Here is a 17,098-nt window from a genome sequence, read left to right as displayed (position 1 = left end):
TGTGCATTGAGGGCGACACGCCGACGGATGCCGCCGTGTGCGCACACTCAAATGCTTTGCGCCGCTCTCAGGGGCTCTCCAGGGCTGCCTCGACGAAGCGGCGCAGCACGGCGTTGCGGACGCGTGGCAGAAAGGCAAGCGACACCGGGCTCTCGGGTGCTCCCCGCAGCGCGACGAACCGGACGCCGGGGTGGATGTTGCGCCGCACGGCGACGTCGGGGATCACGCCGATGCCGCGGTCGGCCGCGACGGATTCCAGCCATTCATCGAAATTGGTCGTCTCCACGATGTTTTCCGGCCCCTCGCCCGCCGGCCACGACCATGGCCCGGTGGTCCCGCTGGCGGTGTTGACGACCAACGGCCACTGCGGGACCTCGCCCCAATCCAATTCCGACCTGGTGGCCAGCGGCGAGTGGACCGAACACACCGCCACCCGGGACTCGTCGAAGAGGTGCACCACCCGCACGGTGGTTGACGTGACCTGCCCGCGGACCACGGCGACGTCGACCCTGCCCTGCTGCACCGCGCTCAGCGCATCGTCGGTGCGGACCAGCCTGACCGTGGTCCCGGTGACCCGCTCGAAACGGGCGACGGTTTCCTGCGCCCACGGGTCGGGCAGCAACCAGCTGAATCCGAGGGCGATGCTCGCCTGCCGACGTACGGCGCCGAACGCCCGCTCCAGCTCCGCGAGTACCCGCTCGACGTGGTCGAGGAACGTCTGCCCGGCCCGGGTCGTCTCGACGCGCCGCGAAGTGCGGTCCACCAGCGTCACGCCGAGCGCGTCTTCCAGCTGCCGGACGGTGCGGCTGAGCGCCGGTTGGGTGATGCGGAGTTCGTCGGCGGCCTGGGTGAACGACTTGAGTCGTGCCACCGCCTCGAACGCGCGCCCATGCCTGACAAGCATAGATCGATTACAGCAGGCATTTCACACCCGATCTCGACGGACCTAACGTCGTAGCCAAGGACATAGCTCAGAGGAGACGACATGCCGCTGCTTTACATCGACCTCATCGAGGGCCGGACGCCGTCGGAGGTCGGGGCGTTGCTCGACGCGATTCACGAGTCCGTGGTCGAAGCGTTCGGGGTGCCGCCGCGGGACCGCTATCAGGTGGTGCGCACCCACCCCGCCCACGAAATCGTCGCTCTGGATACCGGTCTCGGCATCACCCGCTCGCCGCAACAGGTGATCGTGCACATGGTGAGCCGGCGGCGCACGCGGGCGATGAAGGAGAAGTTCTACGAGCTGATGGCCGGCAACCTGGCCGACCGGTGCGGGCTCGACCCGGCCGACCTGATCGTCTCGATCAGCGAAAACGGGGACGAGGATTGGTCTTTCGGCCTCGGCCGGGCGCAGTTTCTCACCGGGGAGCTGAAATGAGCCTCGGCACTCGACTCACGAAGTCCTTCGGTATCGAACACCCCGTTGTGCTCGCCCCGATGGCGATGATCTCCGGCGGCCGGCTGGCGGCGGCGGTGACGGCGGCCGGTGGCCTGGGCCTCATCGGCGGCGGCTACGGCGACGCGGAATGGCTGCGGCGCGAATTCGACCGAGCCGAAGGGGCAAACGTCGGATGCGGGTTCATCACCTGGAGCTTGGCCCGCCAACCCGAACTGCTCGACGCGGCCCTGGCCCGGCGGCCCGCCGCGATCATGCTGTCCTTCGGTGAACTGCAGCCGTTCGCCGACCGCATTCGCGCCGCCCGCGTCCCCGTCATCGCGCAGGCGCAAAAGCTCGACCACGCGCGCCAGGCCCTGGACGCCGGCGCGGACGTCGTCGTGGCCCAGGGCGGCGAGGCCGGCGGTCACGGCATGACCGCCCGGTCCACCTTCACGCTGGTGCCCGACGTCGTCGACCTCGTCGCCGAACGTTCACCGGACACCCTGGTGCTGGCGGCGGGCGGGATCAGCGACGGGCGCGGGCTGGCCGCCGCGCTGGCGCTCGGTGCCGACGGCGCGCTCGTGGGCACCAGGTTCTGGGCGTCGCCGGAGGCTTTGGTGTCGCCCCGCGCCCACGAGCGGGCGCTGGCGGCCGGTGGGGACGACACCTTCCGCACGCGCGCCTATGACCTTGTGCGGCGGCTGGATTGGCCGGCTGAATACAACGCGCGGGCGCTGGGTAACGCCTTTCTCGACAGGTGGCATGGCAACGAGGACCAGCTGGCGGCGGCGCTGCCCGAAGCGGCGGCCGACTACGAAAAGGCAATCGCCGCTGAGGATTTCGACACCGCCGCCGTACTCGTCGGCGAGGGTGTGGGGCTGGTCCGCCAGGTGCGGCCCGCGGCCGACATCATGGTCGACATGGTCGAGCAGGCCGCCCGCATCCTGAATCGCGCGGCCGGGCCGGGCTCAGTACAGCGGTGACCAGTCCGACGTCCGCAGCAGGCGGCTCTGCCACTGGTCGCGGTACTGCAGGGCGTCGAACATGTAGCTGCCCGGCGCCCGGTGCTCCGGCGGGATCTCCTTGGTCAGCAGGTGGACCAGTGCCGCATAGTTGTTGGAGTCATCGATCTTCTGCCACAGCATGGCCTCTCGTCGCCGATGGCTTCCATGCGCCACCTGGAAGCATGCCTGAATGTCGAGGATGCGCATCCTGGCCGACGCCTGGGACAGCGGCCGATAGTAGATCTCGTCCCAGGAGCGGATGTAATCGTCGAGCGGTGCGTACGGCCAGCCGGTGTCCTCCATGAACATCGTCAGCGGGTGGGTCTCAGCGGTCGTCGGCACGCTGTTGAGGTCGACGGCCTGCAGCGGTGACCAGGCAACCGGCAGCAGCAGCTTGCCCGTCACTTCGTGGCGCAGGTTGTCGAGTTCACGCATCCACGGCCGGAGGTCACCGCTTTGGGCTCTGCGCGCGAGCCTTTCCCAGGCCGCTCCGTCGACGATGCCGGTGATGGTGACCACGTTGTAGGACAACCCCGACCCGTGGGCCTGGTTGGTGTACCAGAGCAGTCGCGCGTTGTCCTCCTCGGCCAGCGTGGGCATCCAGCCCTCGCGGTAGGCGGCCTCGAATTCGTCCTGCCGCGCGCCGACCACTTTGTGGGTCTCGTGAAGGAACAGCATCGGGACTCCTTGCCTTCAAGCTTCTTTGGCGATCAGCGCGGCGAGCTGGCGGCGGCTGACCTTGCCGGTCGAGTTGTAGGGGATGTTGTCGACGATTGCCAGCCGCTCGGGCAACTTGAAGTAGGCGATCAACTCGCGACAGTGTGATCGCAGCTCCTCGAGAGTCACTGGGGCGCTTGCCACCACCGCGACCCCCACTCGCTGGCCCAGTTCGTCGTCGGCGATTCCGGCGACCGCCACGTCACGCACCGCCGGGTGGGAACGAAGCGCTTCCTCCACTTCGACCGGCCCGAACTTCTCTCCCCCGCGGTTGATGGTGTCGCTGAGCCGTCCGCTCGGAAAGATGTAGCCGTCGGAGTCTTGGCGGGCGAGATCACCGGTGCGCAGCCAGCCTTCGGTGACGTTCTGGGTGGTGTTCACCCACAACTCGCCGACCGTCCCGGGCTTCACGTCCTCTCCCGTTTCGGGGTCCACCACTCGCACGTCGACTCCGGGCAGCGGCCGGCCGACCGACCCCGCCCGGGCGGGGTCGCGATGATCGGCCGGCATCAGCGTCGTATACGCGCCGAGGGTCTCGGTCTGACCAAATACGTTGGCGAAAGCCACGTGTGGGAAGGCAGCCATCGCCCGGCGGACCAAACTGATGGGCGCGGCGGCGGCCCCGTAGGCGATGGCGAGCAGAGACGACAAGTCGGCGTCGGCGAAGTCGGGATGGTCGAGGATGCGCTGCAGCATCGTGGGAACCAGGAAGGTGGTGGTCACCCGATGCTCGGACACCAGGCGTAACCACTCGCCGGCGTCGAATCGCCGCTGTACCACCGACGTATTGCCCGAGTACAAACTGCCGAGCGTGCCCAGTGCGCCCCCGACGTGGAAGAACGGCACGCACATCATCCCCACCGAGGGTTTGGCGTCGGGCCGCAACGGTGCCGCCATCCCCTTGATCCGCCTTGCCAGCTGCCGGCCGCTGATGCCGACGGCCTTCGGCAGTCCCGTTGTCCCGCTGGTGAACAGGACCAAGGCATCGCGGTCAGCGTCGTCGCCGGGCGGCGCTGACGAACTGACGCCTTCCAGCAGATCGGCGTCCGTCAACACCGTCGGCGCGCCGGCCTCGCGGAGCCGGTCGACGTACGGCTCCCCCGCGACGGCCACCTCGGCACAGCCCGCACTCGTCAAAAGCCCGTGCAGCTCAGGCGGGGTCAGCGCGGGATTCATCAGCGTGGCCGCGGCACCGATGCGAGCCGCCCCCAGCACGGCCGCGATCGAGAGCACACTTCCGCCGTCGACAACCGCGACGCGTTGGCCGGGCGCCACGCCCCGGTCGGCCAGGCCGGCGGCGCACTGACGCACGGACGCCGCCAGTTCGCCGTAGCCGAGCGAGCGCCCATCGATGATCAGCGCAACGCGAGCGGGATCGGCCGTCGCGGCGGCCTCGAGCATCGTTCCGATATTCATCGTGCGGCTCAGTACAGGGGTGACCACGCGGAGGTGCGCAGCAGCCGACTGGTCCACTGGTCCCGCAAGTCGAGGGCATCGTGCATCCAGGTCCCCGGGGCGCGGTACTCGGAGGGGATCGGGGTCCGCAGCAGTTCGAGCAGCTGCTCGGGCCGTTGAATGCGCTGCATCAGAATCACCTCGCGGCGAAGGTGGCTGCCCAGGACGGGCTGAAAAGCCGCCTGGATCACCAGCATTGACGATGGTCGTTGCAGGCTTTGGGCATACACGTCGCCGCTGCGATCGATGTATTCCTCGAACTTGTCCGGGTAGGGCCACATGGTGTCTTCCATGTAGAGGCTGAGTTCGTGCTCACGCCCGTCGACCGGTACCTCCCCCAACGGCAGCTGCTGGAGCGGCGACCACGGCAGGGGCGCCAGCAGTTTCGCCTCGACGTCGTAGCGCAGTTCGTCCAGCTCGCGCATCCACGCCTGCAGGTCACCCTGTTGCACCCGGAGCGCAAGGCGCTCCCACGCCGGCCCGTCGCAGACGGCGGTGACGGTCACGACGGTGTAGGACGGGCCGCTGCCCTGGGCGTGGTCGGCGTACCAGAGCAGCCGGGCATCGTCACCGGCGGCAAGCATGGGCATCCAGCCCTGCCGGAACGCGGCCTCGAAGTCGTCTTCGCAGCGGCCGCGCACCTTGTGCACCTCGTGCATGAACAGCATGCCGAGACCTCCCACCGACGGCGCCCGGCCTTGGACGCCCTCGTCCAACGGACGCTAACCCCGACCGGTTGCCATGTCCATGGGTGGTTGCCCGTGCGGATCTGGGGCCCTGGACACCCGACTTGCGAACTGGTTTGCTCGACTCAGTAATTACTTCGTCGGGCAGGAGTCGCCGATGGGCCGCCTCAACGTGCCGGATGGTCCGGGTGGCGAAGCCGCCATGATCTGGACGCTGCGACCGCAACTCGGCGACATGGTGGAGCGGATGATCCGCGGCGCATACCAGCAGAGCGTTCTGCCGGCCGACGAGCGCGAGCTGGCCAGGATGCGCATCGCGCAGATCAACGACTGCGTTGCCTGCTCCGACTTTCGGGCCCAGTCCGTGCTGGACGCCGGCGTCGCGCCCGAGCTCTACGACAACGTCGCCGCGTACGCCAGCTACCCGGGCTACACGCCGCGCCAGCGGCTGGCCATCGAATACGCCGAGCGGTTCGCCACCGATCATGCGTCGCTGGACGACGCCTTCTTCGGGCGGCTGCGGGAGTCGTTCTCCGACCCCGAGATCCTCGATCTCACCCTGTGCGTCGCGGTGTTTCTGGGCTTGGGCCGCTCGTTGACCGTGTTGGGTGTCGATCAGTCCTGCGCAATCGATCTCTAGTAAGGAACCGAATGGACCTAGCCACCGTCGACGAACTGCTGACGACGACGCGGTCGGTGCGTAAGCGCCTCGACTTGGACCGGCCGGTCGGTCGCGAGGTGATCCTCGAGTGCGTCCGGCTGGCGATGCAAGCGCCCACGGCGAGCAACACGCAGGACTGGCGGTGGCTGGTGATCACCGATGCGGAGAAACGCGCCGCGATCGCCGAGATCTACCGCAGCGTCGGCGCCGAGTATCTCGCGTACGCCGCCAAGGACGCGTCCGACCCGCAAACCCAGCGGGTGTACGCGAGCGCGTTGAGCCTGACCGACACGCTGGGCAAGGTTCCCGTGCACGTGATCCCCTGCCTGGCGAACCGCATCGACAACTCCAACCTGTTGGTCGCCGCGTCGGCCTGGGCGTCGATCATCCCGGCCGGCTGGAGCTTCTTGCTCGCGCTGCGGTCGCGGGGGCTGGGATCAGTGTGGACGACGATCCATCTGGCCAAGGAACGAGAAGTGGCCGAGTTGCTCGGCATCCCGGACACGGTTACGCAGGCCGCGCTGTTCCCGGTGGCCTACACGATCGGCACCGACTTCCGGCCGGCCGCGCGGCCGCCCGCGGAAACCGTGACGTTCTGGGATAGCTGGGGAGACGGCTGATGCAGTCCTACACCGTGCGATTTCACGTCGATGCACCCCCGGCGAAGGTATGGCGGGTGCTGCATCCGCCCGCGCCGCCCAACGCGCCGCGGCCTCGACGACTCGAATGGCCGGGCGGCAGCATGGAGATCCTCAACGAGGGCAACGAAGCGGGCGAGGGTCTGGTCCGCACCTGCATCTACGAAGTGCCCAAGTACCTGCTGTCGGGCGGCCGGGCGCGGTCGTGGGAAACCGTCACGGAGGCCGAAACCAACAAACTGTCGCGCTATGTGGCCGTCGGCGCGCCGCTCTGGTCCCGGGCCGAGGGCTACCACCAACTCGAGGAGCAGCCGGACGGGACCACCATGCTGACCTTCCACGAGACCTACCACGCCTACAACCCGGTGCTGCGCTTCCTTCTCGAACGGCCGGTGCACGCGAGGATTTCTCGCGACAACCTCAAAACGTACGAGCATGCGCTCGGCTATGCCGGCCGCGTGCGGCGGCTCGCTTAGGGGTTCGTTGGCGCCGTGACCACGGGATACGCGTCCCGGGGCAGTGGCCGCCGGATGCCGCTTTACGTGAATTCGGCTGCTCAGCCCGGTACGCTGGCGTGCTATGGGGTTTGAGGCTGGTTTACCTACCGCGGCGCGGTTGACCGTCGCGGGACTGATGATCGCGGGCTGGGCAGTGTCGGCGGGCGTTGCGGGGGCCGATCCGGACCAGACGCCGCCACCCTCACCATCGCCGGCCGCGTCGCAGGGGCCCCCACCCGGACCCCCACCGTCGTCAGCCTCACCGGCACCCTCGCCCGCAGCCTCGTCGGCGCCGTCACCGGGAGCTACCCCCGGACCGGGACCGAAGACGACCATCGACAAGGACGGCATCTACAACGTCGGGACCGACATCGTGCCGGGCATCTACAGCTCGGGCGGACCCGTCAACAACGGCACCTGCTACTGGAAGCGGACGGGAAATCCCGACGGCAACCTCATCGACAATTCGATGAGCAAGAAGCCGCAAGTCGTGCAGATCGACCCGACGGACAAGGCGTTCAAGACGTCGGGTTGCCAGCCCTGGCAGCTGACCCCGGACGCCACCCCACCGCCCAATACACCGCCCGCCGGGGTGCAGGGCGCGCTCGGCCTGCTCAACGGGTTGCTCGGCGGCCAGGGTGGGCAGCAGCCGCCTTCGCCTCCCCCTCCCCACTCCTGACGGGAACTGACGCTGGACGGCCGCGACCCCGCGATCCGTCCGTTTTCGCTACGGTGGCGCCGTGGCCAGTGCGCAACAGATCGTCGTCGTCGGTGCCGGAGTCAGCGGACTGACGTCGGCGGTGTGCCTGGCCGAGGCCGGCTGGCCGGTGCGGGTCTGGACCGCCGCCATGCCACAGCACACGACCTCGAAGGTGGCTGGCGCGGTATGGCTGCCGCCGCGGCCTGCCGAACGTGCCAGCGACACGCTCGATTGGACCGAGCGCTCGCTGGGTGTCTTCCGCGAACTCGCCGACGATCCCAGCTCGGGTGTTCAACTGGCGCCGGCGCTGGCCGTCGGCGAATTGACTGCGACCGATGCGATGTCGTCCGCCGCGGCATTGATTCCCGGCCTGCGGCCGGCCGACCGGGCCGACCTCCCCGACGGCTTTCGCAACGGCTTTTGTGCCACGCTGCCGATGGTTGACATGCCGCAGTATCTCGACTACCTGACCCGGCGGCTGACCGAGGCAGGCGGCCAAATCGAGGAGCATCCGGTGCGGTCACTGGCCGAGGCCGCCGACGCCGCGCCGATCGTGGTCAACTGCGCCGGCCTCGCGGCGCGACCGCTGACCGGCGACGACACACTGCGCCCGCTGTTCGGCCAGCACGTCGTGCTCACCAATCCCGGTCTGCGGCAACTGTTTCTGGAGATCAACGGCGGCCCGGAATGGACCTGCTACTTCCCCCACCCGAAGCGTGTGGTGTGCGGCGGCATCAGCATTCCCGGCCGCTGGGACACCGCTGCCGACCCCGACGTGACCGAACGAATCCTGCACCGCTGCCGTCAGATCGAGCCGCGGCTCGCCGAAGCCGAGGTGATCGAGACCATCACCGGGCTGCGTCCCGACCGTCCCTCGGTGCGGGTGGAGGCCGAGCCGCTCGGACGGGCACGGTGCATCCACAACTATGGCCACGGCGGCAATGGCGTGACCTTGTCGTGGGGATGCGCGCGCGACGTGGTCCGCCTGGCCGGTCAGCGGGAGGCGCGGTGAGCATCGACTACGCGCTGGACGCTCACATCGCCACCATCACGATCAACCGTCCCGAGACCCGCAACTCGCTGGACATGGAACATTTCCGCGACCTGGCCCACGCGTGGGCGGCGTTCCGCGACGACACCAGCGCCTGGGTGGCGGTGATCACCGGTGTGGGGCAAGACTTTTGCACCGGCGCCGACCTGAAGAAGTTCATCCCCGAACTCACCGGGGACCTGCCGCAGCCGGAGGGATGGAACAAGGACGACGCCATCCACGCCGTCCTGCACCGCTTCCCCGTCTACAAGCCGATCATCGCGGCGGTCAACGGCACCTGCGTGGCGGGCGGCTTCGAGATGCTGAGTTCCACCGACATCCGAGTCGCCGTACCCGCCGCGCGATTCGCGGTGATGGAGCCCAAGCGGGGCCTTTTCGCCGGCGGCGGGAGCACGGTGCGGCTGCCACGGCAGATGCCCTACCCGCTGGCGATGGAGCTGCTGCTGACCGCCGACATGGTGGACGCGGAGCGAGCGCTGGCGATGGGACTGATCAATCGCGTGGTCCCGCCGGAGCGGCTGATGGACACCGCGTACGACTACGCCGAGCGCATCGCGGCGAACGCGCCGCTCGCGGTCTTCGCGACGAAGCAGTCGGCCGTCGAGGGTTTGGCGCTGGACCTGGAGTCGGCATACGACAACGAAACCCGGCACAGCGACCGCATTTTCGAGACCCAGGACGCAAAGGAAGGCCCGCGGGCCTTTGCCGAGAAGCGTCCGCCGCGGTGGGAGGGCCGCTAGCGGCGGCTGACGTCCCGAATGATCAGCGACAGCAGCCAGCTCACGATGGACAACACGATCGCGGCCCAGATCGCGGTCCACCAGAAATGATCGATCTGCAAACCCCAATGGGTGGTGTGCTCGGTGATCCAGGCGGTGATCCACAACATCAGCGCGTTGACGACGACATGGAACAAGCCAAGCGTCAGGATGTACAGCGGGATAGACAAGAGCTGGACAATCGGCTTGATGAACGCGTTGACCAGACCGAAGATGACGGCGACGACGAAGATGATGCCGAGCCGCTCCAGCTTCGTGTCACCGCCGACGAACGTGATCCCGTGGACGAACTTCGTGACCAGCCATAGCGCGAAACCGGTCAGTGCGGCGCGCAGCAGAAAAGGGCCCATGCTCACGATCCTCTCACCAGGCGGCCCGTTTTAGTTCAAGTTGTAGAAGCGCTGCGCGTTCAATCCGCCGATCTTTTCGCGGGCCTCTTCGCTGATGTCCGCGCGGGTCCGCAGGTGCTTGGTGCTTTCCGGCCATTCGCCGTCCCAGTGCGGGTAGTCGCTGGCGAACATGATGAAGTCGGCGCCGAGCACGTCGATCACCCCGGGCAGGATCGGCTCCTCCGGCTCGCACGTCACCCAGATGTTGCCCGCGGCCAGGTATTCGTGCGGGTCGCGGCGCCAGCCGCGTTCGACCCAATCGCCGCGCTTCTCGTAGTGCTCGTGCAGGCGATCCATGAAGAACGGGACCCAACCCGCGCCCGCCTCGAGGAAGGCGACACGCACTTGTGGGTGGCGCTCGAAGACGCCGCCGGAGACCAGCGCGGTCATGGCCGTCATCTGGTCGAACGGGAAACTGATGCAGTGCACCTGAATGTAATTGGTGAAGCGGTCCACACCGATCTTCGGCAGGTGAATGCCCGGGGCGCCATGAATGCCCAGCGGCATCTCCAGGTCGACCGCGGCGGCGTAGAAGGGGTCGAGGTCGGGGTGGTCGAGGTTACGGGTCTTGAGTGCCGGCGGGACCAGAGTAGCCACCAGCCCAAGGTCTTTCGCTTCGGTCATGACGTCGATCGCCGCCTGGCCGTGCTCGATCGGGGTGACAGCGACACCCTTTAGCCGGCCGCCCGACGGGGCGCAGTAATCCGCGATCCACTGGTTGTAGAGGCGGGCGAACCCGGCGGCGAACTCGGGGTCCTCGAGGCTGGGCGCGCACAGGCCGAGACTCGGATACAACACCATCGTGTCGATGTGGTCGCGATCGGCATCGCCCAGCACGCCCTCGGTCGAGCGGCAGTTGATGTCCGGCGCCTTGCTGATGCCGTGCTCGGGCGGACAACCGGCACCCGGGCCCTGGTCCTCCGGGTAGTTGCGGCCTTCGAACGTCAACCGCAGCCGCCCGTCGGTGCTGGGCTTGACGTGCTGCGGCCAGCGTTTGATCGCTTCGATTGCCAGCGAGGAGTTCTCGGCGACGTGTCCGTCGGCGTCGATGATGCGCATGTATTCGCAACTTACTCTCGCGGATTGCATGTTGAAACGGTTCACGCGATCGCATCGGCGCGCAGACGAGTGCGATCGACGCCGATCCAATTCTTGACAATTGCTGGATAGCGCCCGCCGTTGTCTCCCCGTGGACTGCTGAACCGAAAGGGTTATGAGCATTCTACTCTCGGCTCGCCTACGCGCGCGTCGATTTCGAAATAGTGACAGAAGAACAACGGTTCAAGACTACGACGATTTGTCCCGTACCGTATTCATGGCAAACCTAGAAAGGAAATCGATGAGCGATTCTCTTTCGAGGGGAATGGCGCGGCGCGACTTCCTGACAAAAGCAGCTTTACTGGGCGGCTCCGCAATTATCGCGCCATGGATCTCCCCGGTGAACGTGAACGCTGCTCCGATTGGCGCGGCCGCGCAGTCTTCGACGGGATTCGACCCGGCTTTCGCCCTCAATGTGGCCATTCCCTTGGCTTTTTCCGCGTACAACGCAATGTCCGGCAGCCCGTTGAACCTTCCGCCGGGCTACCAAGCGACCGCGCAGATCCAAGGCGACCGTGCTCTCGCGGCGGCATTGGCTGCCCAACATCCTGTGGCGGCAAAAATGGTGCTGCGAAACAACATCTTCGGCCTCATTGGCAATAACCTCTCCACCGGCACCGCATTCGTGGCGTTTCGTGGCACCACCGACCTCGACGACGTGCTCACGGACTTGGACATCATTCCCACGCCCTACGGATTCGTTCCCAAGTTCGGATGCGTGCAGGGTGGCTTTCACGCCGTCTATCGCATGGTCCGCGCCAGCATCATGGCCAACCTGGGCGCAGCGTGCGCGGGGTGCAATAACCTCCTGATCGTCGGACACAGCCTGGGCGGGGCGCTTTCCGTTGTCTCCGCGCCCGATATCTTCGTGAACATCCCGCCGAATCTTGCGCCTCGCCTCATCACCTTTGCCGGGCCAAAGTCCGGGTTCACCGATTTCGTCAACCCGTTCAATGAGACCATCAGCTCCTGCTACCGAGTGGTGAACTATTCCGATCTCATTCCGCTGCTACCGCCTTGCCCCTACGAGCACGTCGGCAGCGCGATCTACATCAACAGCGGCGGTCTCGGCGCAGTATGGCGCCACAGCCTCTATGCCTATCGGCTGGGAATGCAAAAGCTGGTGGGATGAGCGCCGGGGCCCCCGCCGTGATGGCACGCGGGGAGAAGACTCGCCATCCCGCGCCGGGTAGGCCACGATGCTGACGTGACCACACAACGGTTGACCGCCGATCAGCGAAACTCGTTCATCGCGGCGTTGTTGGGCTGGACGATGGACGCCTTCGACTATTTCATCGTCGTGCTCGTCTACGCCGACATCGCCAAGACTTTTCACCACAGCAAGGCCGAGGTCGCGTTCGTCACCACCGCCACCCTGGTCATGCGGCCGGTCGGCGCGCTGCTGTTCGGGCTGTGGGCCGACCGCGTCGGTCGGCGGCTGCCGCTGATGGTGGACGTGATTTTCTACTCCGTGGTCGGCTTCCTGTGCGCGTTCGCACCCAACTTCACCGTGCTGGTGATCCTGCGACTGCTCTACGGCATCGGCATGGGCGGTGAGTGGGGCCTGGGCGCCGCGCTCGCCATGGAGAAGGTTCCGGTCGAGCGACGCGGCTTCTTCTCCGGGCTGCTGCAGGAGGGCTATGCGTTCGGCTACTTGTTGGCGAGCGTCGCGTCGCTGGTGGTGATGAATTGGCTTGGGCTGTCGTGGCGCTGGCTCTTCGCTTTGAGCATCATCCCCGCGCTGGTCAGCCTGATCATCCGCTACCGGGTGGAGGAGTCCGAAGTCTGGGAAGCCGCGCAGGATCAGATGAAACTGACCAGCACCAGAATCCGCGATGTGTTGCGCGACGGGGCGATCGTCCGCCGGTTCTTCTACTTGGTGCTGCTGATGACGGCATTCAACTGGATGAGCCACGGCACCCAGGACGTCTACCCGACGTTCCTGACGTCGACCGCCAACCATGGCGCCGGCCTGTCCAGCGCGACGGTCAAATGGATCGTCATCGTCTACAACCTGGGCGCCATCATCGGGGGGCTGGTCTTCGGCACGTTGTCGCAGCGTTTCAGCCGCCGCTACACCATCATCTTTTGTGCGCTGTTGGGACTGCCGATCGTTCCGCTGTTCGCCTACTCGCGCACGGCGGCGATGCTGTGCCTCGGCTCGTTCCTGATGCAGCTGTGCGTGCAGGGAGCCTGGGGGGTGATTCCCGCCCACCTGACCGAGATGTCGCCGGACGCCATCCGTGGTCTCTACCCGGGCGTTACCTACCAGTTGGGGAACCTGCTGGCTGCCTTCAACCTACCCATTCAGGAGCGCCTGGCGGAGTCACACGGTTATCCCTTCGCCTTGGCGGCGACGATCGTGCCCGTGCTGATCGCCGTGGCGTTCCTGACGCTGATCGGTAAGGACGCCACGGGTATTCGCTTCGGAACCGCCGAAAGCGCCTTTCTGCCAACCGAAATGACGTGAGCCCTAGTTGGTGGCGCCCAGCAGGCGCCGCAGCAGGTGCATCGCCACCGTCGTGGAGCGCTCCCGGATATCGGAGCGGTTGCCGGGCAGCCGCAACGTGCGGGTGTCCTTACGGCCGTCCGCGAGCATCGCCGTGAAACACACTGTGCCCACCGGCTTTTCGGGAGTGCCGCCACCCGGACCGGCGATTCCGGTGATCGCGACGGCGGTGTCGGCGCCAAAGCGGCGCAGCGCGCCGGCCGCCATCGCCTCGGCCACCGGCTCGGACACCGCGCCGTGGGCCTCGATCAGCGCCGGGTCGACGCCGAGCAGCTCCGCCTTCGCATCGTTGGAGTAGGCCACCACACCGCCGGCCACGTAGTCCGACGATCCGGGCCGGTCGGTCAGCCGCGCCGCCAACAGCCCGGCGGTGCAGGATTCGGCGGTCGCTATCCGGCGCCCGGCCAGCGACAGGGCGACCAGATCGTCCACCGTGGTTCCATCCTCGGAGAAGAGCTGCTGTCCGTGTCGGTCGCGGATCAGCTGCACCAGCTTCCCGTAGCTGGCGGCGGCGTCGGGCTCGTAGCGCGTGACCATCTCGACCTCGCCCCGCCGCAAGCAGGTGGTGATCTCGAGCGACTCGAAGCCGGGAACCGACGTCTCGGCGTCGCGCAGCGTCTCGGCCAGACCCGATTCGGGCAGCCCGAACATGCGCACGGTCTCCTGCCGATAGAGCGTGCGGCCGGCGATGGCCTGCTGCGCCGCAGGCGTCTCGATGGCCCGGCGCCACATCGGCTGCAGCTCGCGCGGCGGCCCCGGAAGCACGATGACCGTCGGCTTGCCGGGGACGACCACACCGGGCGCGGTGCCGACCGGGTCGAGCACCTGCGCTCCGGCGGGAATCATCGCCTGCTTGCGGTTGGCGGCGCGCACGGCCTCGAAGTCGACACCTTCGAAGCGCACCATCAGCTTTTTGAGGATGTTCGCGATCTTGTTCTCGGTCTCGTCGTCCAACACCAGCTCGCGCCCGCAGAACCGCGCCACGACCTCAACCGTCATGTCGTCGGCCGTCGGCCCCAGGCCACCGCTGGTGACGATCAGATCCATGCCCTGTTCCGCCATGAAGCGCAGCTGCGCCTCGATGTCGGCGGGACGGTCGCCGCAGATGGTGATGTGCGCCAGCTCGACGCCCAGCTCCAGAAGACGATCGGCGATCCACGGGCCGTTCGCATCATGGACGCGCCCGGTGAGGACTTCGGTTCCGGTGACGACGATGCCTGCGCGTGCGCTCACCGCCATGAGCCTACTGGCAGGCCTGGGCGACAATGAGCCGATGATCGAGCTAGAGGTTTTGCAGGCGGACGTCACCAAGCTCGACGTCGACGCGATCACCAACGCGGCCAACACACAACTGCGGCACGCGGGCGGTGTCGCCGCGGCGATCGCGCGCGCCGGTGGCCCGGCGGTGCAGCGCGAGTCGACCGAGAAGGCGCCCATCGGGCTCGGGGACGCCGTCGAGACCACGGCCGGCGACATGCCGGCGCGCTACGTCATCCACGCCGCGACCATGGAGCTCGGCGGCCCGACCTCGGCGGAGATCATCGCCCGGGCCGCCGCCTCAACGCTGCGGAAGGCCGACGAGCTCGGCTGCCGGACGCTGGGGCTGGTCGCCTTCGGTACCGGCGTCGGCGGTTTCCCGCTCGACGAGGCGGCGCGGTTGATGGTCGACGCCGTCCGGCTACACCAGGCGAAGTCGTTAGAGAAAGTGGTGTTCGCGGTCCATGGCGACGCGGCCGAGCGGGCGTTCCGGGACGCCGTAGCGGGCTAACCCTCTTCGAGGTAACGCTCGACGGAGGCGACCTTGTGCGTCATCGCGTCGCTGACGCCGGCCCGCAAATCCGCCTTGATCACCGTGCTGACCCGGGGTGCGCGAGCGGCCACCGCCTCGACCGCGCGCTGCACGACCGCCATCACTTCTTCCCAGGTTTCGCCCTCGATCACGGTGAACATCGAATCCGTCTTGTTGGGCAGGCCGGAATCGCGAACCACCCGAACCGCTTCGGCGACGATCTCGCCGACGCCCTCGCCCACACCCATTGGCGTGACGGAGAACGCGACGAGCACGGACACTCAACGAGCGTACCCAACCTTTTCCGCGGCCGGCCTGGCAGCATCAAGGCCCATGCGCGTTTTGGTGCAACGGGTCGCGTCGGCGACGGTGTCGGTCGGCGGCGAAGTGGTCGGGGCCATCCGGCCCGACGGTCAGGGCCTGCTTGCCTTCGTCGGCGTCACCCACAGCGATGACCTCGACAAGGCGCGACGCCTCGCTGAAAAGCTCTGGTATTTACGCATTCTCGCCGACGAACGGTCCGCCGCCGACGTCAACGCGCCGATCTTGGTTATCAGTCAGTTCACCCTGTACGCCGACACCGCCAAGGGCCGGCGGCCGTCGTGGAATGCGGCGGCACCGGGCGCGGTCGCCGAGCCGCTGGTCGCGGCGTTCGCCGAGGCGTTGCAGCGGCTGGGCGCCGAGGTCCAGACCGGGGTGTTCGGCGCGAACATGCAGGTCGAATTGGTCAACGACGGCCCGGTCACCGTGTTTCTGGAGCTCTGAGCACGCGACTGCGGGTACGTTGGATATCTCGGTTCTTCGTGACCGATTGCTGGCGGGAGGGCGACCATGAGCACGACGCCCGAATTCGGCTCGCTCCGTTCGGACGATGACAACTGGGACATCGTCAGCAGCGTCGGCTACACCGCCCTGCTGGTGGCCGGCTGGCGTGCGCTGCATGCCATGAGCCCGCAGCCGCTGGTCCGTGACGACTACGCGAAGGTCTTCATCGCCGCGTCGCAAGACCCGTATTTGGCGGCCACGCTTGCCAACCCGGGCACCTCCGAAGACGAGATGGCCTTCCCCCGCCTCTACGGCGTACAGACCCGGTTCTTCGACGACTTCTTCGTCGACGCCGGCGCCGCGGGCATACGCCAGGCGGTGATCGTCGCCGCCGGACTGGACTCCCGGGCATATCGACTCGAATGGCCGCAGGAGACAACGGTTTTCGAGGTCGACCTGCCGAAGGTGCTGGAATTCAAGGCGCGCGTGCTGAACGAGCAGGGTGCCGCACCCAAGGCCCGCAGGGTCGAGGTCGCCGCCGATCTGCGCACCGACTGGTCAAGGGCATTGGAAGCGGCGGGTTTCGACGTGGAACGCCCCAGCGCCTGGTCGGTGGAGGGGGTGCTGCCCTACCTGACTGACGACGCCCAGAACACGCTCTTCACCCGGATCAGCGGGCTCAGTGCGCCCGGCAGCCGAATCGCTATCGGTGCGCTGGGGTCTCGCCTGGACCACGACCAGCTCGAGGCCCTGGAGACGGCGCATCCCGGCGTCAACATGTCCGGCGACGTCGATTTCTCCGCCCTGACCTACGAGCCGCAGACCGATCCCGCGGAACGACTGGCCGCGCACGGATGGGTGGTCGAACCCGTCCGCAACACCCTCGACCTGCAGGCCGGTTATGGGATGACCCCGCCGGAAGTCGACGTCAAGATCGACAGTTTCATGCGATCCCAATACATAATGGCGACACGGTAAGAGG

21 protein-coding genes are annotated in these 17,098 nt (G+C 67.3%); 13 read left to right on the top strand and 8 right to left on the bottom strand.

All coding sequences use genetic code 11. The annotated features are described in order from the left end of the window. Window positions 1–67 precede the first annotated feature (67 nt). Entirely contained in the window at window positions 68–904 is an 837-nt protein-coding gene (locus tag AWC17_RS16005) for a LysR family transcriptional regulator (RefSeq protein ID WP_046184420.1), read from the bottom strand. Window positions 905–985: 81 nt separating this feature from the next. Between AWC17_RS16005 and AWC17_RS16000 the strand changes: the two genes are divergently transcribed. Beyond that, entirely contained in the window at window positions 986–1,378 is a 393-nt protein-coding gene (locus AWC17_RS16000) for a tautomerase family protein (RefSeq protein WP_046184421.1), read from the top strand. After that, complete coding sequence (locus AWC17_RS15995) at window positions 1,375–2,361, top strand: NAD(P)H-dependent flavin oxidoreductase (RefSeq protein ID WP_047323325.1); 987 nt, start codon at window positions 1,375–1,377, stop codon at window positions 2,359–2,361. Before AWC17_RS16000 ends, AWC17_RS15995 begins: the two co-directional genes overlap by 4 nt. Here the strand turns inward: AWC17_RS15995 and AWC17_RS15990 are convergent. Genes AWC17_RS15990 through AWC17_RS15980 form a run of 3 tightly spaced genes read right to left on the bottom strand, consistent with a single transcriptional unit; the run spans window position 2,347 to window position 5,222 of the window. Further along, window positions 2,347–3,060, bottom strand: a complete 714-nt coding sequence (locus AWC17_RS15990) for a hypothetical protein (RefSeq protein ID WP_046187158.1) — start codon at window positions 3,058–3,060, stop codon at window positions 2,347–2,349. The two genes, AWC17_RS15995 and AWC17_RS15990, sit on opposite strands and share 15 nt — an antisense overlap. A 15-nt stretch (window positions 3,061–3,075) precedes the next feature. Further along, window positions 3,076–4,515 (bottom strand): class I adenylate-forming enzyme family protein, encoded by a 1,440-nt coding sequence (locus AWC17_RS15985; protein ID WP_047323326.1) that lies wholly within the window; start codon window positions 4,513–4,515, stop codon window positions 3,076–3,078. Window positions 4,516–4,523: 8 nt separating this feature from the next. Beyond that, window positions 4,524–5,222: a hypothetical protein gene (locus AWC17_RS15980; protein WP_046185171.1), complete on the bottom strand. Its 699-nt coding sequence runs from the start codon at window positions 5,220–5,222 to the stop codon at window positions 4,524–4,526. Window positions 5,223–5,397: 175 nt separating this feature from the next. Here AWC17_RS15980 and AWC17_RS15975 point away from each other — a divergent pair, with 175 nt between their 5' ends. From AWC17_RS15975 to AWC17_RS15945, 6 genes are all read left to right on the top strand, one after another. Then, a complete protein-coding gene (locus AWC17_RS15975; protein ID WP_046185170.1) occupies window positions 5,398–5,880 on the top strand; it encodes a carboxymuconolactone decarboxylase family protein in 483 nt (160 codons plus the stop codon). A gap of 11 nt (window positions 5,881–5,891) precedes the next feature. Next, window positions 5,892–6,521, top strand: coding sequence for a nitroreductase family protein (locus AWC17_RS15970; protein WP_046185169.1), 630 nt, complete (start codon window positions 5,892–5,894; stop codon window positions 6,519–6,521). Further along, a complete protein-coding gene (locus AWC17_RS15965) occupies window positions 6,521–7,015 on the top strand; it encodes an SRPBCC family protein (protein ID WP_046185168.1) in 495 nt (164 codons plus the stop codon). Before AWC17_RS15970 ends, AWC17_RS15965 begins: the two co-directional genes overlap by 1 nt. 103 nt (window positions 7,016–7,118) lie before the next feature. Beyond that, the gene (locus AWC17_RS32755) at window positions 7,119–7,715 is read left to right on the top strand and encodes an Rv1352/Rv1906c domain-containing protein (protein ID WP_047323327.1); all 597 of its coding nucleotides are present in this window, start codon (window positions 7,119–7,121) and stop codon (window positions 7,713–7,715) included. 61 nt (window positions 7,716–7,776) lie between these two features. Beyond that, on the top strand, window positions 7,777–8,748 hold the full coding sequence (locus AWC17_RS15950) for an FAD-dependent oxidoreductase (RefSeq protein WP_046185167.1): 972 nt from the start codon (window positions 7,777–7,779) through the stop codon (window positions 8,746–8,748). Next, window positions 8,745–9,527, top strand: a complete 783-nt coding sequence (locus AWC17_RS15945; RefSeq protein WP_046185166.1) for an enoyl-CoA hydratase/isomerase family protein — start codon at window positions 8,745–8,747, stop codon at window positions 9,525–9,527. The genes AWC17_RS15950 and AWC17_RS15945 overlap by 4 nt, the downstream gene beginning before the upstream one ends. Here the strand turns inward: AWC17_RS15945 and AWC17_RS15940 are convergent. Together AWC17_RS15940 and AWC17_RS15935 are read right to left on the bottom strand one after the other, a co-directional pair. Then, the gene (locus AWC17_RS15940) at window positions 9,524–9,916 is read right to left on the bottom strand and encodes a phage holin family protein (RefSeq protein WP_046185165.1); all 393 of its coding nucleotides are present in this window, start codon (window positions 9,914–9,916) and stop codon (window positions 9,524–9,526) included. The two genes, AWC17_RS15945 and AWC17_RS15940, sit on opposite strands and share 4 nt — an antisense overlap. A gap of 30 nt (window positions 9,917–9,946) precedes the next feature. Beyond that, complete coding sequence (locus AWC17_RS15935; RefSeq protein WP_046185164.1) at window positions 9,947–11,014, bottom strand: amidohydrolase family protein; 1,068 nt, start codon at window positions 11,012–11,014, stop codon at window positions 9,947–9,949. 280 nt (window positions 11,015–11,294) lie between these two features. On the opposite strand from AWC17_RS15935, the gene AWC17_RS15930 reads away from it, so the two are divergent. Both AWC17_RS15930 and AWC17_RS15925 read left to right on the top strand, forming a co-directional pair. Then, window positions 11,295–12,185: a lipase family protein gene (locus tag AWC17_RS15930; RefSeq protein ID WP_197089791.1), complete on the top strand. Its 891-nt coding sequence runs from the start codon at window positions 11,295–11,297 to the stop codon at window positions 12,183–12,185. A 75-nt stretch (window positions 12,186–12,260) separates the two neighbouring features. After that, the gene (locus AWC17_RS15925; protein WP_167385591.1) at window positions 12,261–13,523 is read left to right on the top strand and encodes a sialate:H+ symport family MFS transporter; all 1,263 of its coding nucleotides are present in this window, start codon (window positions 12,261–12,263) and stop codon (window positions 13,521–13,523) included. A 3-nt stretch (window positions 13,524–13,526) separates the two neighbouring features. Here the strand turns inward: AWC17_RS15925 and AWC17_RS15920 are convergent, their stop codons facing one another. Continuing rightward, complete coding sequence (locus AWC17_RS15920; RefSeq protein WP_462498408.1) at window positions 13,527–14,795, bottom strand: competence/damage-inducible protein A; 1,269 nt, start codon at window positions 14,793–14,795, stop codon at window positions 13,527–13,529. A gap of 40 nt (window positions 14,796–14,835) precedes the next feature. Between AWC17_RS15920 and AWC17_RS15915 the strand changes: the two genes are divergently transcribed. Then, complete coding sequence (locus AWC17_RS15915; RefSeq protein ID WP_197089792.1) at window positions 14,836–15,330, top strand: macro domain-containing protein; 495 nt, start codon at window positions 14,836–14,838, stop codon at window positions 15,328–15,330. Here the strand turns inward: AWC17_RS15915 and AWC17_RS15910 are convergent. Continuing rightward, a complete protein-coding gene (locus AWC17_RS15910) occupies window positions 15,327–15,632 on the bottom strand; it encodes an MTH1187 family thiamine-binding protein (RefSeq protein ID WP_046184960.1) in 306 nt (101 codons plus the stop codon). The two genes, AWC17_RS15915 and AWC17_RS15910, sit on opposite strands and share 4 nt — an antisense overlap. Before the next feature lie 52 nt (window positions 15,633–15,684). Between AWC17_RS15910 and dtd the strand changes: the two genes are divergently transcribed. Together dtd and AWC17_RS15900 are read left to right on the top strand one after the other, a co-directional pair. Beyond that, entirely contained in the window at window positions 15,685–16,116 is a 432-nt protein-coding gene (dtd, locus tag AWC17_RS15905) for a D-aminoacyl-tRNA deacylase (protein WP_046184959.1), read from the top strand. Window positions 16,117–16,182: 66 nt separating this feature from the next. Beyond that, window positions 16,183–17,094 carry a class I SAM-dependent methyltransferase gene (locus AWC17_RS15900; protein WP_046184958.1) on the top strand — a complete coding sequence of 304 codons (912 nt, stop codon included), beginning with the start codon at window positions 16,183–16,185 and terminating at the stop codon, window positions 17,092–17,094. The last annotated feature ends 4 nt before the right edge of the window (window positions 17,095–17,098 follow it).

Source organism: Mycobacterium nebraskense, assembly GCF_002102255.1.
GTDB lineage: Bacteria > Actinomycetota > Actinomycetes > Mycobacteriales > Mycobacteriaceae > Mycobacterium > Mycobacterium nebraskense.
This window is presented reverse-complemented; position numbering and strand designations above follow the sequence as displayed.

What these genes read in the sequence shown, in the direction of transcription:
- AWC17_RS15975 (WP_046185170.1), top strand. Translation starts at nt 5,398, where the DNA reads ATGGGCCGCCTCAACGTGCCGGATGGTCCGGGTGGCGAAGCCGCCATG.
- dtd (WP_046184959.1), top strand. Translation starts at nt 15,685, where the DNA reads ATGCGCGTTTTGGTGCAACGGGTCGCGTCGGCGACGGTGTCGGTCGGC.
- AWC17_RS15985 (WP_047323326.1), bottom strand. Translation starts at nt 4,515, where the DNA reads ATGAATATCGGAACGATGCTCGAGGCCGCCGCGACGGCCGATCCCGCT.
- AWC17_RS15970 (WP_046185169.1), top strand. Translation starts at nt 5,892, where the DNA reads ATGGACCTAGCCACCGTCGACGAACTGCTGACGACGACGCGGTCGGTG.
- AWC17_RS15940 (WP_046185165.1), bottom strand. Translation starts at nt 9,916, where the DNA reads ATGGGCCCTTTTCTGCTGCGCGCCGCACTGACCGGTTTCGCGCTATGG.
- AWC17_RS15900 (WP_046184958.1), top strand. Translation starts at nt 16,183, where the DNA reads ATGAGCACGACGCCCGAATTCGGCTCGCTCCGTTCGGACGATGACAAC.
- AWC17_RS15915 (WP_197089792.1), top strand. Translation starts at nt 14,836, where the DNA reads ATGATCGAGCTAGAGGTTTTGCAGGCGGACGTCACCAAGCTCGACGTC.
- AWC17_RS15990 (WP_046187158.1), bottom strand. Translation starts at nt 3,060, where the DNA reads ATGCTGTTCCTTCACGAGACCCACAAAGTGGTCGGCGCGCGGCAGGAC.
- AWC17_RS15995 (WP_047323325.1), top strand. Translation starts at nt 1,375, where the DNA reads ATGAGCCTCGGCACTCGACTCACGAAGTCCTTCGGTATCGAACACCCC.
- AWC17_RS32755 (WP_047323327.1), top strand. Translation starts at nt 7,119, where the DNA reads ATGGGGTTTGAGGCTGGTTTACCTACCGCGGCGCGGTTGACCGTCGCG.
- AWC17_RS16000 (WP_046184421.1), top strand. Translation starts at nt 986, where the DNA reads ATGCCGCTGCTTTACATCGACCTCATCGAGGGCCGGACGCCGTCGGAG.
- AWC17_RS15980 (WP_046185171.1), bottom strand. Translation starts at nt 5,222, where the DNA reads ATGCTGTTCATGCACGAGGTGCACAAGGTGCGCGGCCGCTGCGAAGAC.
- AWC17_RS16005 (WP_046184420.1), bottom strand. Translation starts at nt 904, where the DNA reads ATGCTTGTCAGGCATGGGCGCGCGTTCGAGGCGGTGGCACGACTCAAG.
- AWC17_RS15935 (WP_046185164.1), bottom strand. Translation starts at nt 11,014, where the DNA reads ATGCGCATCATCGACGCCGACGGACACGTCGCCGAGAACTCCTCGCTG.
- AWC17_RS15930 (WP_197089791.1), top strand. Translation starts at nt 11,295, where the DNA reads ATGAGCGATTCTCTTTCGAGGGGAATGGCGCGGCGCGACTTCCTGACA.
- AWC17_RS15965 (WP_046185168.1), top strand. Translation starts at nt 6,521, where the DNA reads ATGCAGTCCTACACCGTGCGATTTCACGTCGATGCACCCCCGGCGAAG.